The organism is Streptomyces sp. NPDC003077, assembly GCF_040611095.1.
GTDB lineage: Bacteria > Actinomycetota > Actinomycetes > Streptomycetales > Streptomycetaceae > Streptomyces.
The window spans coordinates 15,234-31,833 of record NZ_JBEXNM010000086.1 but is presented as its reverse complement, the minus strand read 5'-3'; the positions used below and the strand labels follow the sequence as shown (position 1 = coordinate 31,833).

The 16,600-nt window shown below is 72.7% G+C and carries 14 protein-coding genes; 6 read left to right on the top strand and 8 right to left on the bottom strand.

The features are described 5' to 3' along the window. Positions 1-91 precede the first annotated feature (91 nt). The 4 genes from ABZX96_RS34230 to ABZX96_RS34215 form a co-directional block, all read right to left on the bottom strand. Entirely contained in the window at positions 92-1,474 is a 1,383-nt protein-coding gene (locus ABZX96_RS34230) for a LuxR C-terminal-related transcriptional regulator (protein WP_355552189.1), read from the bottom strand. Positions 1,475-1,528: 54 nt separating this feature from the next. After that, complete coding sequence (paaN, locus tag ABZX96_RS34225; RefSeq protein WP_355552186.1) at positions 1,529-3,292, bottom strand: phenylacetic acid degradation protein PaaN; 1,764 nt, start codon at positions 3,290-3,292, stop codon at positions 1,529-1,531. Positions 3,293-3,885: 593 nt separating this feature from the next. Continuing rightward, complete coding sequence (locus ABZX96_RS34220) at positions 3,886-4,455, bottom strand: TetR family transcriptional regulator (RefSeq protein WP_355552183.1); 570 nt, start codon at positions 4,453-4,455, stop codon at positions 3,886-3,888. Positions 4,456-4,609: 154 nt separating this feature from the next. After that, positions 4,610-5,953: an MFS transporter gene (locus tag ABZX96_RS34215; RefSeq protein ID WP_355552180.1), complete on the bottom strand. Its 1,344-nt coding sequence runs from the start codon at positions 5,951-5,953 to the stop codon at positions 4,610-4,612. A 516-nt stretch (positions 5,954-6,469) separates the two neighbouring features. On the opposite strand from ABZX96_RS34215, the gene ABZX96_RS34210 reads away from it, so the two are divergent. The 4 genes from ABZX96_RS34210 (at position 6,470) to ABZX96_RS34195 (ending at position 10,434) form a co-directional block, all read left to right on the top strand. Next, positions 6,470-7,732 carry a histidine kinase gene (locus ABZX96_RS34210; RefSeq protein WP_355552177.1) on the top strand — a complete coding sequence of 421 codons (1,263 nt, stop codon included), beginning with the start codon at positions 6,470-6,472 and terminating at the stop codon, positions 7,730-7,732. Next, positions 7,729-8,388 carry a response regulator transcription factor gene (locus ABZX96_RS34205; protein ID WP_355552174.1) on the top strand — a complete coding sequence of 220 codons (660 nt, stop codon included), beginning with the start codon at positions 7,729-7,731 and terminating at the stop codon, positions 8,386-8,388. Before ABZX96_RS34210 ends, ABZX96_RS34205 begins: the two co-directional genes overlap by 4 nt. Positions 8,389-8,581: 193 nt before the next feature. Beyond that, a complete protein-coding gene (locus ABZX96_RS34200; RefSeq protein WP_355552171.1) occupies positions 8,582-9,619 on the top strand; it encodes a hypothetical protein in 1,038 nt (345 codons plus the stop codon). 77 nt (positions 9,620-9,696) lie between these two features. Continuing rightward, positions 9,697-10,434 carry a hypothetical protein gene (locus tag ABZX96_RS34195; RefSeq protein WP_355552168.1) on the top strand — a complete coding sequence of 246 codons (738 nt, stop codon included), beginning with the start codon at positions 9,697-9,699 and terminating at the stop codon, positions 10,432-10,434. 146 nt (positions 10,435-10,580) lie between these two features. Here ABZX96_RS34195 and ABZX96_RS34190 read toward each other — a convergent pair whose 3' ends face one another. After that, positions 10,581-10,706, bottom strand: coding sequence for a hypothetical protein (locus tag ABZX96_RS34190; protein WP_355552165.1), 126 nt, complete (start codon positions 10,704-10,706; stop codon positions 10,581-10,583). A 593-nt stretch (positions 10,707-11,299) separates the two neighbouring features. Between ABZX96_RS34190 and ABZX96_RS34185 the strand changes: the two genes are divergently transcribed. Continuing rightward, positions 11,300-12,211, top strand: a complete 912-nt coding sequence (locus ABZX96_RS34185; protein WP_355552162.1) for a RimK family alpha-L-glutamate ligase — start codon at positions 11,300-11,302, stop codon at positions 12,209-12,211. A gap of 357 nt (positions 12,212-12,568) precedes the next feature. On the opposite strand, the gene ABZX96_RS34180 is transcribed toward ABZX96_RS34185, so the two are convergent. From ABZX96_RS34180 to ABZX96_RS34170, 3 genes are all read right to left on the bottom strand, one after another. Continuing rightward, positions 12,569-13,606, bottom strand: coding sequence for a hypothetical protein (locus ABZX96_RS34180; protein WP_355552160.1), 1,038 nt, complete (start codon positions 13,604-13,606; stop codon positions 12,569-12,571). Between the two features lie 828 nt (positions 13,607-14,434). Next, the gene (locus ABZX96_RS34175) at positions 14,435-15,106 is read right to left on the bottom strand and encodes a restriction endonuclease (protein WP_355552157.1); all 672 of its coding nucleotides are present in this window, start codon (positions 15,104-15,106) and stop codon (positions 14,435-14,437) included. Continuing rightward, on the bottom strand, positions 15,103-15,315 hold the full coding sequence (locus tag ABZX96_RS34170) for a hypothetical protein (RefSeq protein ID WP_355552154.1): 213 nt from the start codon (positions 15,313-15,315) through the stop codon (positions 15,103-15,105). The genes ABZX96_RS34175 and ABZX96_RS34170 overlap by 4 nt, the downstream gene beginning before the upstream one ends. 509 nt (positions 15,316-15,824) lie before the next feature. On the opposite strand from ABZX96_RS34170, the gene ABZX96_RS34165 reads away from it, so the two are divergent. Next, entirely contained in the window at positions 15,825-16,394 is a 570-nt protein-coding gene (locus ABZX96_RS34165; protein ID WP_355552151.1) for a WHG domain-containing protein, read from the top strand. Positions 16,395-16,600: the final 206 nt, after the last annotated feature.

Here is a 16,600-nt window from a genome sequence, read left to right as displayed (position 1 = left end):
CGGCCGTGTGCCGGGGGAAGGGCGGCGGTCCTGCGAGGGGGGCCGGTCGGGTGGTTTCGCACCGGGGTGGGACGGGTGGTTGGGGGCCGTCTCAGGGCGGGTGGTCGGGGGCCGCCTCAAGATGGGCGGGTCCGTACCCGGGGGAGGGGCGGCCGGGCGGTCCCGGCACCGGCCGGTCGATCCCCCACAAGGCCGCGAGCGGGGCCCGTCCGGGCCGTCCACACGGCCCGGACGACAGCACCGGCGGGACCGCGCCCCGCCCCTCCTCCACCGCCCGCAGCAACCCGATGCGCGACCGCACCCCGAAGCTCGTGAACAGCTTGCGCAGGTGGTAGTTCACCGTGTGCGGGGACATCCCCAGCTCCGAGGCGATCTGCCGGTTCGTCAGCCCCGCCCGCACCAGCGCCACCACGTCGCTCTGCCGGTCGTTGAGCGCCGCGCACCCGGCCTGCGCCCCGCCGCCCACGGGCGGCTCGGCCGCCACCGGAGCGGCGGGCCGCACCCGGGCGGCCTCCTCCCGCAGCGCCCGGCGCAGCGACGCGGGCACCGACGCCGCGACGACCCGGCGCGCCAGCTCGTGACGGAAGGCGGTCCGCGTGCCGTCGCCGCCGACCATGCCCGTGGTGTACGCCTCCTCCAGCACCGGCAGCAGATCCGGCGGCGGAATCCGCAGCACGGCCGCCAGCACGTCCCACTCCAGGTCGCGTCCCAGCACGGCGGCCACCCGCAGCAACTGGCGGCACGGCCCGGAATACTCCTCCAAGGTGAGCGCCACCCGGGCGCGCAACCGGGCCGGCAACTCGTCCCGCACCAAGTGCGCCGCGCCGTCCGCGATCCGCACGCTGCCCTCCTCCAGCATCCCCCGCAGCAGCTCCACCACCAGGCGGGGATGCCCCGACGCGCTGCGCACCAGCGGCCCCAGGGACGCGGCGGGCGGCACCCCCAGAAGGTCGCAGGCCAGCTGCGACGCGGCCGGGCCGGGCAGCGGCCCGAGCGAGACCAGCTCGGTGTGGGCGCCCGCCGTCGGCCCGGCGGGAACCGGCCCGGCACCCCGGTCCCCCGGACGCCGGGTGACGATCCACAGCACCGGCGCGCCGTGCCCGCCGCCACGGAGGCCCGCCGCACCCGCGCCCTCGGCGGCGGGGTGCCCGGTACCGTCCGCGATCATCAGGACGGGGCGGGCGGCACTCGTCCGGCGCGCGGGATACCCGCCCCGGACCACGGGCGTGTGGCGGCAGCGCGCCCAGTGCTGCGCGCCCCGGCCTCCGGACCCCGGACCCGAGGGGCCGCCGGTGACGTGGAAGCCCATCCCGGCCGCCAGGCTCCGGCACGCGCACAGCAGACGGGTCTTGCCCACCCCGGGAGGCCCGTTGAGCACGAGGAGGGAACTGCCTCCCCGGCGCACGTACTCCAGGACCGCGCGCACCCGCGCGATCTCCGGCTCACGCCCTCGTAACGGTAAGTCCACTGACACGTCCGACACGAATGACCTCTCTCTCGCGCTCACGTGAACGACGGACGGCGCCCGTCACCGGACCGGATCGGTGGCCCACCGGCGGACCTCGGCCACGTGGAACCGGGGCGCGACGAACGCGGCGTCGCAGAAGGCGTGGCTCCCCGGCCCGCCGGCCGCCGAGCCGTGCAGGTCCGAGTAGACCGAGGACTGCGAGACGTAGAAGTCGCCGGTCAGGTTGAGCGAGAGCAGCACGCCCTCCTGGGCGCACATGATCTCAAGCTCCCGCGCGACCTCGGGCGAACGGGTGTGGCCCCCGACGCTCAGGCCGCCCCGCCGCCGCACCGCCTCGCGGATCAGCCCGATGCCCGCCGCGGCCGAGTCCACGGCGGCCACAAAGGCGATCGGCCCGGGCCACTCGGAGGTGAGCAGCGCGCGGTCCGCCTCCTCACGGGCGTCCAGCTCGACCACCGCCGGCGTACGGATCAGCGCGCCGGGGAACTCCGGGTGCCGCACCGCGCGGGAGGCCAGGGCCACCTTCGCGAGCGCACCGGAGGACGCCTCGGCCGCCCGGTCCGCCATCCGGCGGTCATACAGAGCGCCCAGCAGCTCGGCCGCCCGCGCGTCGTCCACCAGCAGCTTCTCCAGGGTGGCGGTCAGGTCCGCCACGACCTGCGCGAAGCTCTTGTGCCCCTCGTCCGTGGCGATGCCGTCCCGCGGGATCAGCAGGTTCTGCGTACTGGTGCACAACTGGCCGCTGTACAGGGCCAGCGAGAAGGCGGTGTTGTCCAGCAGCCCCCGGTAGTGCGCGGTGGACTCGACGAGCACGGAGTTGACGGCGGACGTCGCCGCGAACAGGCGGGCACCCGGAGCGTGGCGCGCCAGCCAGGCGCCGAACTCCGTGCCGCCGGAGTAGTCGATGACGCCCACCTCGGGGCTGGTGGCCAGTTCCCGGGCCAGCGGCTCGCCCGGCCGCTCGGGCGCCAGGCACACCAGGTTCGGGTCGAACCCACACCCGCGCAGCACCTCGCGGGCGATGGCGACGGTCAGGGCGAGCGGCAGCACCGCGTCCGGGTGCGGCTTGACCACCACGGCGTTGCCCGTCGCCAGGGAGGCGAACAGGCCCGGATAGCCGCTCCACGTCGGCACCACGCGGTTGCCGATCAGCAGGCTCACCCCGCGCGGCACGACGGTGAAGGTCTTGTCCACCGACAGCGTCCGGTCGCCGTACGGCTTCTCCCAGCGCCGGCGCGCGGGCAGCCGGGTCTGCTCCCGCAGGGCGACGGCCACCGCCTCCAGCCCCCGGTCCTGCGCGTGCACGGCACCGGCGTGGAAGGCCATGAGGAAGTTGTGGCCGCTGGTGTGCATGGCCACCTGCGCGAACTCGTGCGAACGGGCGTTGATCCGGGCCAGGATCTCGGCGCACACCACCGCCCGGTCCCTCGGGCACACGTCCCGCCAGCCGGGCAGCGCCGCGCGCGCCGCGCTGAACAGGGCGGCCGGGTCGGCGTGCGGGTAGGTGATGCCCAGCTCGAAGCCGTACGGGGACCGCTCGCCGCCCTCGGCGGGGGCCGGGCCGACCGTGCCGTCCCGGCCCGGCGTCTCCAGCGGGAAGGGCGCGCCGAGCAGGCCACGGAAGGCCCGTTCACCCTGGGCCGCGGCGTCCGCGCCGTAGGCGTCCGGGTCCTCGGCGTACGGGGTCCAGTGCTCGCGGCTGCGGATCGCCCGCAGCGCGCGGTCCAGCGTGTCCCGGTGCCGCCGCGTCAGGTCCTGAAGGACGGCGCGGTCACCTTCGTAGGGCGTGGGGGAGGGGGCGGGGGAGGGGTTCGGAGCGTGCATCGACGATCTCCTCGGTGTTCCGTGCGAGGCATGCGTGGGCGAAGGGAAGGAGCGGGGATCCGACCGGCCGCGTACGGGTGTGGGAACGGGCCGCGACGGGATATGGCGCGCGCCCCGGGGCGGGGTGGGTCCGGGGGCGGTGTGCGTTCGGTGGCGGGATCGGTTCGGTGTGGGTTCGGGGGTGGTGGCGGGATTGGTTTGGTGGCGGGATCGGTTCAGTGTGGGTCCGGGGTTGGTGGCGGTGTGCGTTCGGTGGCGGTATCCGTTCGCTGTCGGGATCGGTTCGGTGGCGGAATCGGTTCGCTGTCGGGATCGGTTCGTTGTGGGTCCGAGGGTGGTGACGGGATTGGTTCGGGTGGCGGTATGCGTTCGGGGGTGGCGGTATCGGTCCGGAGTCGGTGGCGGTATCCGTTCGGTGGCGGCATCGGTCCGGTGACGACGGGAGCGGGGGCGGCGGGGACCGGATGGGGCGCCCGGAGGGCGGGCACGCCGCTGGCGGTATCGGTGACGGCGTCTTGCGCGCGCTGCGCCGACGAGGTTCCGGCCACCCGGCCCGGTGGGGGACCACCGGGCCGGGCCGGACCGCCGGGCCGTCAGAGCAGGATCATCCGTAGCGCCGCCTCGTACTCCTCGGCGGTCGGCGGATCGTCCGTCAGCAGCGCGTGCATCAGCAGGCCGTCGAAGGTTCCGGCCAGCACCCGCAGCCGTACGGGGTCGGTGGTGTACCGGCGGCCGAACTCCGTGATCGAGTCCAGCCAGTTCCGGGTGCTGACGCGCAACTCCGGTCGGCGCGCGGCCAGCAGGAACAGTTCGTACTCCGCCAGCAGCCGGTGCGGAACCGCCACCGCGTCGGCCATGACGCGCGCCAGATCGCGCAGCCCCTCGGGGCCGCCGTCCGGCCCGGCCGCCCGCAGGCGTGCCGCGTCCTGCTCCATACAGGCGGTCAGCGCGACGGCCAACAGGTCGCCGATGCCCTTGAAGTGGTACGCGGCGGCGGTCGGCGGCTGCCCCGCCTCCCGGGAGACGACGCGGTGACTGACCCCCGCGATCCCCTCACGGCCGACGACCTGCAAGGTGGCCTCGATCAGCTCCCGCTTGCGCTGTTCGCCTTTGAGGCGGCGGCCGTCGGCGGTCGGGGCGGTCGGGGCGGACGGTTTGTTCAACGCTCGTTTCCCTCCGGGGATCGTCGGCAGCCGGAGCGTTCCCGCCGTCTGCTCGGATGGACGCGCCCGCCGCGCGGCCGTGTCACCGTACGGACGGATCCCGGCGCCGAGGTGCCCCTTTCGTCCGCGCGCTCGGGCACGGTGCCGCGCCCGGTCAGGACGAGGCCTTCCCGGCGTCCGCGACCGGCCGGCTGCCGTCCTTGACGTCACGGGTCTCACCGACCTCACCGGTCGCACCAGCCTCACCGGCCGACGAGGCTTGCGCCGCGGACTCCGCTGCGGCCCCAGGGGCCTCCTCGGGACGGCCCTGGCGGATGCGGTTGGTCAGCGGGCGGTACGCGACGAGCGCCAGCAGCAGCGTGGCGGCGCCCGCGACCATGGCCACCGCGAAACCGCCCATCGGTCCGAAGCGGTCGACCATGGAACCCGATACGGCCGCACCGAGCGCCGTGCCCACACTCAGGCCGGTGATCGCCCACGTCATGCCCTCCGTCAGCTGCCGGGGGGGCACGATCTTCTCGACGAGACCCATGATGATGATCATGGTGGGCGCGAAGAAGATACCGGAGAAGAACACCGCGACGGACAGCGTCGCCACATTGCCCACCAGCAGCAGCGGCAGCGTGGTCACCGCCGTACCGGCCGCGCCGAACGTCAGCAGCCGCGGCAGCGGCGTCTTCAGCTTCCGCGCCCCGAAGACCAGCCCGGCCAGGGCGGACCCCACCGCGTAGACGGACAGCACGATGCCGGCGCTGGCCGGCGCGCCCTGCTCCTCGGCGAACGCCACACTGACCACGTCGACGGTCCCGACGATGGTGCCGCCGGCGACCAGGATGAGCGCGAGCAGTTGCAGCGCCCCGATGCGGATGGCCGAGCCGCCCGCGCGCCCGCCGTCCTCGTCCACGTGCACGGGCGGCTCGGTGCGCTTCTGCGGGATGAACAGCAGGACGCCGATCGCCAGCAGCGCGGACGCGATCATGGGCCCGGCCTCGGCGAACAGGGATGTGGACAGCGCCACGGACAGCGCGGGGCCGACCACGAAGGTCATCTCGTCCACCACCGACTCCAGGGAGAAGGCGGTGTGCAGCTTGGGGGAGTCGCGGTAGACGTGCGTCCACCGGGCCCGGACCATGGCGGCCATGTTCGGCAGGGTGCCCGCCAGGATCGCGAACACGAACAACGTCCAGGCCGGCGCCTTGTAATGGGCGCACAGCAGCAGCCCGGCCATCGAGATGACACTCAGACCGGCGGCGGGTAACAGGACCTTGCTCTGCCCCTTGCGGTCCACGATGCGGGAGACCTGCGGCCCGCACAGCGCCATCGACAGGGTGAAGGCGGCGGAGACGGCCCCGGCGAGCCCGTACTCGCCGTTCATCTGGGACAGCATCGTGATGATGCCGATGCCGGTCATGGAAACGGGCATCCTGCCCACGAAACCGGCCGCCGAGAAGGCCACGGAACCGGGCGCTTTGAACAGCGCGCCGTAGGGATTGGCCACGAGCGGAACCTCCGGAACAGCACTCGAAGGGAAAGGACGGCGGGGAATGTCCGTCCCGAAAATTGAACACGCGCTTCAAATGAAACGATCGTTAGATTTGTAGCGTAGAGCACGGCCCTGGGGTCGTGTCAACGCGCTCCGGTACGGGGGGAGATGACAACTTCACGATCGCGTTGTGACGCCCCGTGAACGCGTTGTGAACGCGTTATGACCTCTCATGACACGGACGGGCCGACGCGCAAAGCAGGTGCGGACCGGCCGGAGATGCAGACCGGCCGGGGACGCCGAGCAGGTGCGGATCGGCCGGAGGGACAGACCGGCCGGGGACGCAGAGCGGGCGCGGACCGACCGGGGACACAGGCCAGGGCGGCCACGGCCACGAGCCTTCATCACGCCTGCCCTGCCCGCCCGGTCCACGTTCCTGCCCACCCGGTCCACGTTCCTGGCCACCTGTCCAACGCCTCTGGCCAGGTGGCTGATCCCCACCGCGACGGGTCGGCACCTATCGTGAGGAAGGTGGAGCACAGTGACGAAATCCGGCGGGCCGTACCGGAGTGGCTGCTGCCCGGCGAATTCCGCATCGGCGGCGACGGCACCCGGGCCCGCCGCACCCCGCGGGACTGGGCGGTCGACACCCTGACCTTCGGCGCCGCGGTCATGGTGGGCCTGGTGGTCTGCGGCATCGCCAAGAAATTCGATCACCCGTCGGACGAGTTGCTGGCAGCCGATCTGCTGCTGGGGGCCCTGTCCTGCGCGTCGCTGTGGTGGCGCCGCAGCCATCCGCTGGCCGTGGCCGTGCTGGCCCTGCCGGCCGTGGCCGTGGCGAGCAGCGCGTTCGGCGCGATCGTCGTGATCACCGTCAACCTGGCGCTGCGGCTGCCCTGGCGGCGCTCGCTCGTGCTCCTGGGCCTGTATCTGGTGGCGAGCCGGCTCGGCTCGCTGCTCCTGCCGGACACGGACGCGGACGGGTTCTTCGGCGTCGTCTTCACGCTCGCCTACTACCTGCTCTCCTTCGCCTTGGGCAGCACCCTGCGGGCCCGGCGGCTGTGGCTGCTGGCGGTACGGCGGGAGGCCGAGCTGGAGCGCGAGGAGCACGCCCGGCGGCTGGCCGACACCCGCCGCCGGGAGCGCGAGGCCCTGGCCCGCGAGATGCACGACGTGCTGGCACACCGCGTCTCCCTGCTGTCGGTGCACGCCGGCGCCCTGGCCTACCGGGCCAAGCAGGCCGCCAACGGCGACGGGCCCGGCCTGGACGGCACCGAGATCTCCCAGAGCGCGGAGGTCATCCGCGACAACGCGCACCAGGCCCTGGGCGAACTGCGCGACGTCCTGCTGGTGCTGCGCACCGACGGCGACGAGGACACAGAGACGGCCCCGCAGCCCCGCCTGGCCGATCTGCCCGGCCTGGTCGAGGAGGCCAGGGCGGCGGGACAGCGCGTGGACTTCCGCGACGAACTCGGCGCCCGCGGCACGGCCCCGCCCCGCCCGCAGTCCCAGCACACGGTGTACCGGGTGGTCCAAGAGGGCCTGACCAACGCGCGCAAACACGCCCCGGAGGCCGAGGTGACCGTACGGCTGACCGGCGAGCCCGGCTCGGATCTCACCATCGAGATCGGCAACCGCATACCCGCCGGGACGCCCGCGCCGCGGGTACCGGGGGCCGGAGCCGGGCTGACCGGGCTGGCCGAGCGGGTCCGGCTGGACGGCGGCCTGCTGGAGCACGGCGCTGACGGAGAGGCCTTCACGCTGCGGGCCCGGCTACCCTGGCCCGCGGAATGACGACGACGATGATCCGTGTGCTGCTGGTCGACGACGACCCCCTGGTCCGGGCCGGACTGACGATGATGCTGCGTGGCGCGCCCGGCATCGAGGTCGTCGGCGAGGTCGAGGACGGCGCGGGCGTGGCCGGGGCCGTCCGTCGGCACACCCCGGACGTCGTGCTGATGGACATCCGGATGCCGGTCATGGACGGGATCGCCGCGACCCGGGCGGTGGCGGACGGGACCCACGCGCCCCAGGTCATCGTGCTGACGACCTTCGACGCCGGCGGCCTGGTCCTGGAGGCGATGCGCGCCGGAGCCGCGGGCTACCTGCTCAAGCACACCGCACCGGAGGAGATCGTCGAAGCGGTACGCCGTGCCGCCCGCGGCGAGCCGGCGCTCTCCCCGGCGGCGGCACGCACGCTGATCGAGCACGCCGCGGCAGGCACCGACACCCGCGCCGAGCAGGCGCGGAACAAGCTCGCCACTCTCTCCGAGAGGGAACGCCAGATCGCCCGCGCGGTGGCCGAAGGGCTCTCCAACTCCGAGATCGGCCGGCGGCTCCACCTGTCCACCGGCACGGTCAAGGCCCATCTGTCCAGCGCACTGGCCAAACTGGACCTGGACAACCGCATCCAGCTCGCACTGCTGGCCCACGACGCGGAAGCCGAGTGATCGGCGCGGACGATGCGGGACGGAACGCCGGGTGATCACTCGCCGCATGTCCAGGCGCCGAGCGATGCGGGGCTGAGCGAACCCGGCCGAGCGAACCCGGCCGAGGCGACCGGACGGACTCTGGCCAGGTGGCCGACACGTCTGGTCGGTCGGCAGAGGCGGCGGCCGGCACGCCGTCCCTAGCCTCGGAGGAATGATGCAAGCTCGCAAAACCGCGCACCGATGGCGCTCGGTCCTCGCCCTGGTCCTGCTGGCCCCGCTGGTGGGCGAATACCTCCTGGGCAATACGCCGATCAGCGAAATCGGGGCGTTGCCCCTCTTCGTCCCGCTGTACGGCGGCGGGGCCCTGCTCGTCCGGGAAGTCGCACGGCGCACCGGTCGCGGCTGGCCGACGATGCTGCTGCTCGCGGCGGCTTACGGGTTGTTCGAAGAGGGCCCGGTCGACCAGATGCTCTGGAACCCCCACTACGGCGGCATCGACTTCGGCCTCGTCTACGCGGGGACCCATGTTCCACTGCTCGGGACGAGCGTGGCCCTGCTCCAGGACGTCGTGTCGATGCACATGATCTGGAGCATCTGCGTGCCGATCGCGCTCGTCGAGGCGTTCAGCCGCGATCCGCGGCGCCACTGGCTGGGGCGCCCCGGCCTGAGCGTGACCGCGGTGGTGTTCGCGGCGGGTTCGCTCTTCCTGGCCGCCATGCAGTACGCCGCCAATGACCGGTTCATGGCCTCGCCGCGACAGTGGACCGTCGGCGTGGTGCTGATCGCCGGCCTGATCATCGCGGCCTTCTGCGTCGGCCGACGGCCGACGCTCCCGTCCACCACGAACGCTCCTCTCCCATGGCGGACAGGATGCGCGGCCTTCGTCCTCACCAGCGTCTACTGGATCGGCCAGTCGCTGCTGAGGGATCACGTGCCCGACTGGATCATGGCCGCCGCCTGGTTGGCGCTGGCCGCGGTGGCCGTGATCGTGGGCACCGGCTGGTCCCGCCGCCGCGGCTGGGGAGCCCCGCACCGTACCGCCCTCGCCGTCGGCGCCCTGCTGACGTACGTATGGGTGGGCTTCACCCACGCGGCCGACATGGGCGTCCCGCTGGCCACCGCCCTGACCGGCAACGTCCTCTTCGGAACAGGCGCACTCGTCCTGGCCGCGGCAGCCGTCCGCTCGACCCGCCGGCACCAGGAGAGCCGGCACCTCGGTGCGCCGAGTGAAAGCCAGGCCAGGTCATGATCCGGTACCGCCGCTCGCACCGCCCGTCCGATGACTGCCCCGACGTCACTCCCAAAACGCTGCACTACGGTGACAGCATGAAATTTCGCCGGGACAGGTGCAAAACGAACGGGTCCTGGTGGCAGCAGTGCTACCTGCGAGGCGCCATCAGGAACAGGAGCGACACCTGGCCCGGCGGCGCCGGGAACCCGCGGCTCAGGGAGAAGCCCCTGACAGGCGAGAGGGAGAGCGAGCGCATCGCGCACGCTCATCCGTCCCAAGAGCGCCAAGCGACCGGGACACGAATAGCGCGTCGACCGGCCCGCGCCGTCGCGGCCGGGCTGGTGCTCGGCGCGCTGGCGGCCTGTTCGCCCTCGGCCGGTGCCACCGAAGCCACGTATGCGAGCGACTACACCGCCCACGAGCCCCTGCGCGTGGTGGGCTACCCGTCCACGGGTTCGCTGCGGGTGACGCAGGAGACCGTCTGGCGGATCGCGGACGGCACCGCCGAGCAGCTCGCGGCGCTCGCGACCGGCGACGGCTCCGAGAACGAGGCGCGAAAGACGGCCGACAACTGGATCAAGGGCTTCCGCAAGGGCGCCCGCGGCAAGGTCACGGCCGACTTCTACGACGAGGGCTCCGAACGCCAGACCGTCGTGCTGTACTTCCACGGCACCCGGCAGGTGAAGGAACTGAGCGTGCGTCTGGACGGCAACGCCGGCGAGGACGGCTGGCACGTCCTCATGCGCGAAACGACCCCCACCGAGGCGACCGCGGCCCCCACCTGGGCGCCTCCCACCCCCGGCGGCCTCGGTTCGACATCCACCCGACGCTGATCCCGGACCGGACCGTCACCCACCATCCGACCCTGTCGGCACCCGCGTCCCCCTGACACAGGCGCTCATGGCTGACGGCCGTACCGAACCGGGCCGCCCCCCGTGCAGATGAGGAAGGCGCCCCGGCCGTTCAGGTCGCCGCCGCCTCACTCCATCCTGCGCACGAAGACGTCCGTTACGAAGACGTCCGTTACGAAGACGTCCGTGAGGAAGACCTCCGTGAAGACGTCCGTGAGGAAGACCTCCGTACGGCCGTTGGTGCCCCCAGGCACGAAGCCGTCCGCGCCGTCGGCGAATCACCGGAAACGGTCCGCCCTGAGGCGTCCGCCGAGACGGTCCGCCGCTCCGTCGCACCGCGTGGTGAGAGTCGGACCGCGTGGTGAGAGACGACGGACCGCGTGGTGGGAGGCGGCCCCGGCCGGGCGATCGTCGCAGACGCGCGCGCAAGCGTCGACCGATGGCGCGATGCCCAGAACCCCGGCTACCTCCCGGCTACCGCCCTGCCGACGCGGGCGGCCCGCTCGGTGACGAACGCCCCCGGCCGCTGCCGCTTCCGACGATCGCCCGGCGGAAGAGGCCCGTGGCCTCGCGGGCGGCGAGGACGCAGAGCGAAGCGACGATGGACGCCCCGGCCGACTGGCCCAAGAGAGGGACGCGGCGCGGAGGACCTTCTCGTCGGGTACCGGGCGGCGGACCGGGGCGTCGGCTTCCCGGCGGCGGGAACGAATGCCGCACGGGGTGTGCCGTTCCGCGGAAGGGCGCGGTCGGCGTACGGTGCCCGGGTGCCCCTGCCCGGCCGGCACGAGGGTGGCCGGCGGCCCGGGCCCCTTCTCCCATTCCCCAGCCGAGGAAGGCGAAGCAGACGATGTCATCGGCGATCGTTGCACCCGCTGACGTCTGGGTGCTGGCGCGAGAGCACCCGATGGGCCCGCGGAAGGGGACCCGCGCACTGGTCGGCACGCTGGAGAAGATCTACGGTCCGCGCTTCGCCTGCTGGCACACCGACGAACTCCTCCTCGGCGTCCGGCGAGGCCGGCTCACGCTCCAGACCCTGGGCGGCGCGGACATCCCCCCGCCCAGGGTGGTCCTGGTGCGCCAGGCCCCCGGCTCCATGGCCCAGCACCGCGAGCTGACCCTGCTGCGCCACCTGGAACACCTCGGGGCCGTGCTGATCAACCCCCTCCCGGCCCACCAGCTGTGCGGCAACAAGATGTGGCAACTACAGGAGCTGGCCTCGGCCGGACTGCCGGTGCCGGACTCCCTGTCGTATGCCACCGCGCCCCTGTCCGGCGTGGTGCGCAGCCCCCGGGTGACGGCGCCGTGCGTGGCCAAGCCCGTCAACGGCCGCAACGGTACGGAGGTGGAACTGCTCTCGGACCCCGGCCGGCTGCGGGCCGTCGCCGACCGCCCGGCCCCCGACGTGCCCCTGATGTTCCAGGAATACGTGGCCGCCTCCCACGGACGGGACCTGCGCGTGATCGTCGTGGACGGGGAGCCGGTCGCGGCCAAGATCCGCTCCTCCCGGGACGGCGCCCTGGCCTCCAACCTCACCCGGGGAGCCTCCGCCGAACTGTGTCTGGGCCGCTACCCCGAGGGCCAGGCCCTGGCGGTCCGGGCCGCGAGAACGCTCGGTGCGACCATCGCCGGCGTCGACCTGCTCTTCACCGCCGACGGCGGGCACACCATCTGCGAGGTCAACGCCGTCCCCGGCTGGCTGCCCACGATGACCACGGTAATCCCCGCGATCACCGCCTACGTGGACAGAGTCCTGGCCTAGCCGACCAAGGATTCCCCGACCACGTCACCGGCTACTTCGCCCTGTGGCCGGAAGCATCTCCAAGCCTGTGATCCTCACCGTCGGCGCGCCCGCTCGGTGCGGGCCGATGGCGTAAACCAACGGCACGAACCGAGGGCTGTCGTCCGCGGTCGCGGCTCCGCCGTCGAGCACGTGCCTCGTCGACTCGACCATGGCGGTACCGATGTGTCCTGACCTGAGCCGTGTCAGGACGATGGGACGTTTGCTGCCAGGGCTTTCACTGAAGGTGAAAGGTGGCACTGTCCGGGACGGGCCCGGTGGCCGGCTTCGCCGGTGAGAACGGACAGCGTTCCCCGCACGGGGCGATGCTGTTCCTCGCTATTCGGTGATGTCGGGGTTGCCGGCCAGGATGTCCTCGCCGATCTGCCAGAGCCGGGGCAGGAACCGGGTGACCTCCGCGGCCCGCTGGACGAGGTCGCGGCTGGAGCCGATACCGAGGTCGGCGACGGCTGCGTGGAAGGCCGGGGCGAGGGCTTCGTGCAGTCGGGGAGCGTCGGTGGCCAGGATGGTGTGGCAGCGGGCGAAAGTCGCGATGATCCAGAAGGCGGCCTCGCGGTGGTCACCGGAGTCGATGAGGGCCTGGCTTCCGTCGATCGCGATCGGCCGCGCGGCGGGGGTGATGTCGCTGCTGAAGAGGAACGGGGTCCGCGCCACCCGGACGGTGGCGTCGAACGTCGCGGCGAGTTCGCGCAGATGGTGCTGGACGCGTTGCGCCGACAGGTGCGAAACGCCGAGGAGGCCCAGGAGCTCGGGATAGACGCCGAGGTGGCCGTACTCGGTGAGGACCTTGCGCGCGGCCGGGTAGCGCAGGCGGACGGTGGGGTTGCGCAGGGCGGCGGCGAGAAGCACGTGGCAGGTCACGCCGGTGGGGAACAGCCAGGCGGCCACCTGCTCGTGGAACGGCGCCGCGGTGTCGATGGCCGCGAGACGGGTTTCGATCCGGCGGCGGGCATCTTGGCATCGGCGGCGGACCCAGGGCCGAGCGGCGAAACGGGGTGAGACGTACGCGTGCAGCCTGTGCAGATGGCCGGTGGGGTCGTCGATGATCGTGTCCGTGCGGAAGCCGCCGGCCAGGTGGTAGGACGCGAGGACCTTGGGGGCAGAGGCGATCTCGGCCCAGGGCAGGTGACTGACCTCCAGCAGAGTGCCCCGGTAGCGAAATTTCCCCAGCTTGGCCGGTGGGCTGTCGGCGGCGGTGACGACGAGGATGTCGACGTCGGAAGAGGGTGGCAGCTCGGCGTCGTCCGGCAGCCCGACGGTCGAGCCACTGAAGTACGCGCCCCGGTAGTCGGCATCGGATTTGGCATGCCGGGCGACCCACTGGACCGCGGCGGAACGCGCCGTCCCCACCTTCATAGACACATTCCTCCTCGTGACGGGTGCAAGACCTTCATTGTTCCGGTGCGCTGTGGCTGGTGGGAAGCGATGCCGAGTCGCCGTGCCGCTTCGGTGGGCGGTTGGGGAACAGCCTCGCCGGTGCGGCGAGGCGAACAGACCGGTGAGCACGACAGCTTGGGGGCAGGCGGTCGACTTGCTCCGCGCATCGGAGGGACGGCGGCGATCGCCGAAGGGGCCCTTGCCGAGGGCAGGACGTCGAGCCGGCGGTCCCGCCTCTGCCGAAGCGACGGGCCGCCGGCCATCGGTGATGGGTACGTGCGCAGGTGGCCTCGGGCGTCGAGGTGGCCCAGCGCGGTGGGGAACGGATCTTCCCCGGCCGTGGCACGGCCCGTGTTCGAACACCGGCCGTCCCGCTTGACGGCGGGAAGGAAGGGACACGAGTTGACGGCGGGAAGGAAGGGATACGCGGGCACGGGCCGAGGACATGACCGGGTGGTGTTCGTCTTCCCTGGTCAGGTGCCGGTGTACGAGCTCCCCGGCCCTTCCCGACGCCGTCGCGGCACCACAGCGGCCCGTCGCCATGCGCCAGCCCGTCCGCGGCAGCGATCCGATCACACCGACCGTCCCGGAGATCCGCAGCCTCCTCGCCCTCGCCTTCACCCCACCGGCCATGACGGCCGCCAGGCTGCCGCACCGGTCCAACCAGCGCCGACGCCACCGGACAACAGCCCCCCCGCAGCCACTACGGCAGACGAACCGCGGACGGACCGCCAACGGACCGCCAACGAACCGCCAACGAACCGCCAAAGAACCCCCCCGGACCGATCACGAACCCCACCCGCAGTACTAGGAAACGGCCCGCCGAGGAGGCGGAAGCTGTCGCAGCAGCTCCCACAGCGGACGCGACCCCGCGGCCCACTGCCCCAGCAGCTCCCGGTCCACGAGGTGGATCCGCTGGCTGCGGGCCCACGGCACGGCCGTGGAGGTCACCCGGCCGTTGGTCACCAGCACCACGACATCCGCCCGGTGAAACTGGCGCGCGGTGCCGTTGAGGACCTGGAGGTCGGGCACGCCGACCGCCGAACCGGCCAGACCACGCCTGCGGTGCTTGCACTGCAGGACCCACCGCCGGCCCGACGGGTCGGTGCCGAAGACGTCGCAGCCGTTGTCCCCGCGCCCGCCGCGCTTCTCCGCGGTGCAGCCGTCCCGGATCATCAGGTCCCGGACCGCGTACTCGAACTGGTCGTAGTGCAGCGCGTCCAGCTGCTCCAGCGTGTAGCGCAGCGCCGCCGCACGAGCGCGGGCCCACCGCAGCCGCTGCCGGTGCCCGTGCAGCCACGCGCTCCCGACCAGGACGCCGAGCACACCGATGACGATCAGCACCCACCAGTGCAGGACGAGCCACTGGATCAGCGCCGCGAGGGCGCCGAGGCCCAGCAGCGCGACGAGCACCAGTGGCCCACCCGCCGACTGCTTCCGCCGACGGCGCGAACTCCTCCGCACCGGCCTGCGCGTCACCGCGCGCCCCCTGCGGGATGGGCCGGGGCGGTGACGGCCGGCCGATGGCCCGCCGTGCCCTTGATGTGCAGGCCGCCCTCGGACGCTCCCCAGATCAGCAGCACGATGACGACCATGATGGTCAGTTGGCGCCGTGACCCCGGCGCCGACCGCGAGTGGGCCGAGACCTGCGTCCCGTCGCGGCGTGTGTAGCGATCGATGAACGGCATTGCCGCCCTCCCCGGTTATGACGGTCCCCGCGTCAACTCCCCATGAGAGCAGGCGCCACTGACAAACGGGCCTGAACTGCGGTAACGCGCTCGTCCAGTGAAAGTGCGAGGGGCACGGCCGGAGTTCTTCGGCTGCGTCGTGCACCCGGGAAGAGCAGGACCGGCCCGGCCAAGGGTGCGGCGCCCCCGCCGCGCCCAGCAACCCCGCCCGGTACCGCCGTCTCCCTCGCGCGTCCGCCGGCGCCTCGCGGGCCTGTGCTCGTCACTCCGCGCGTGGCGCGACCGTCACGGCCGTTTGCCGCCGCCCCGGCCGGACCTCCCTCCCTGTCCGTGATCGCCGTGCCGGTGGCCTCGCAGCCGGCGAAGTCGAACGTCAGACCGGCGAAGGTAACGATCACACGCGCGCAGGCCCTGCCCCGGGGACCCCGCAACGCTCCCACGACCAGTAGGCTCATGCCTAAACCTATTAGGAAAATGGTGTACGGTTATCGTTGAATAGGAGGAAGGTTATGGTGAGAGCAGGATTGACCCCGGAGCGTCTGACCCTGGCCGGGGCAGAACTGGCCGACGAGGTCGGTTTCGACCAGGTGACCGTCTCGGCGCTCGCCCGGCGGTTCGACGTGAAGGTCGCGAGCCTGTACTCGCACCTGAAGAACTCCCAGGAGCTGAAGACCAGGATCGCCCTGTTCGCCTTGCGGGAACTCGCCGACCGGGCCGCCGACGCCCTGGCCGGGCGGGCTGGCAGGGACGCCCTGGCCGCTTTCGCGGATGCCTACCGCGACTACGCCCGGGAGCACCCCGGGCGCTACGCCGCCGCCCGCCTTCGGCTCGATCCCGAGACGGCCGCCGCCAGCGCCGGGGTGCGGCACGCGCAGATGACGCGGGCGATCCTGCGCGGCTACGACCTGCCGGAGCCGGACCAGACACACGCGGTGCGGCTGCTGGGCAGCGTCTTCCACGGTTACGTCAGCCTGGAACTGGCCGGGGGCTTCGAGCACAGCGCCCCGGACGCGCAGGAATCCTGGGCCTGGGTCGTGGATTCCCTCGACGCCCTGCTGCGGAACCGGGCCACCTCCTGACGAGACGAGAACCGCGACGGCCGGAGGCGGACCGCCATCCCGGCACTGCCACTCCGGCGCCGCCACTCCGGCGCCCACGCATCCGCACCCGCCATCCCGGCACCGCCACTCCGGCACCGCCACTCCGGCACCGCCACTCCGGCACCGCCATCCCGGCATCGTCACCCCGGCACCGCCACTCCGGCACCCACGCATCCGCACCCGCC

What these genes read in the sequence shown, in the direction of transcription:
- paaN (WP_355552186.1), bottom strand. Translation starts at nt 3,292, where the DNA reads ATGCACGCTCCGAACCCCTCCCCCGCCCCCTCCCCCACGCCCTACGAA.
- ABZX96_RS34205 (WP_355552174.1), top strand. Translation starts at nt 7,729, where the DNA reads ATGACGACGACGATGATCCGTGTGCTGCTGGTCGACGACGACCCCCTG.
- ABZX96_RS34200 (WP_355552171.1), top strand. Translation starts at nt 8,582, where the DNA reads ATGATGCAAGCTCGCAAAACCGCGCACCGATGGCGCTCGGTCCTCGCC.
- ABZX96_RS34195 (WP_355552168.1), top strand. Translation starts at nt 9,697, where the DNA reads ATGAAATTTCGCCGGGACAGGTGCAAAACGAACGGGTCCTGGTGGCAG.
- ABZX96_RS34185 (WP_355552162.1), top strand. Translation starts at nt 11,300, where the DNA reads ATGTCATCGGCGATCGTTGCACCCGCTGACGTCTGGGTGCTGGCGCGA.
- ABZX96_RS34180 (WP_355552160.1), bottom strand. Translation starts at nt 13,606, where the DNA reads ATGAAGGTGGGGACGGCGCGTTCCGCCGCGGTCCAGTGGGTCGCCCGG.
- ABZX96_RS34170 (WP_355552154.1), bottom strand. Translation starts at nt 15,315, where the DNA reads ATGCCGTTCATCGATCGCTACACACGCCGCGACGGGACGCAGGTCTCG.
- ABZX96_RS34165 (WP_355552151.1), top strand. Translation starts at nt 15,825, where the DNA reads ATGGTGAGAGCAGGATTGACCCCGGAGCGTCTGACCCTGGCCGGGGCA.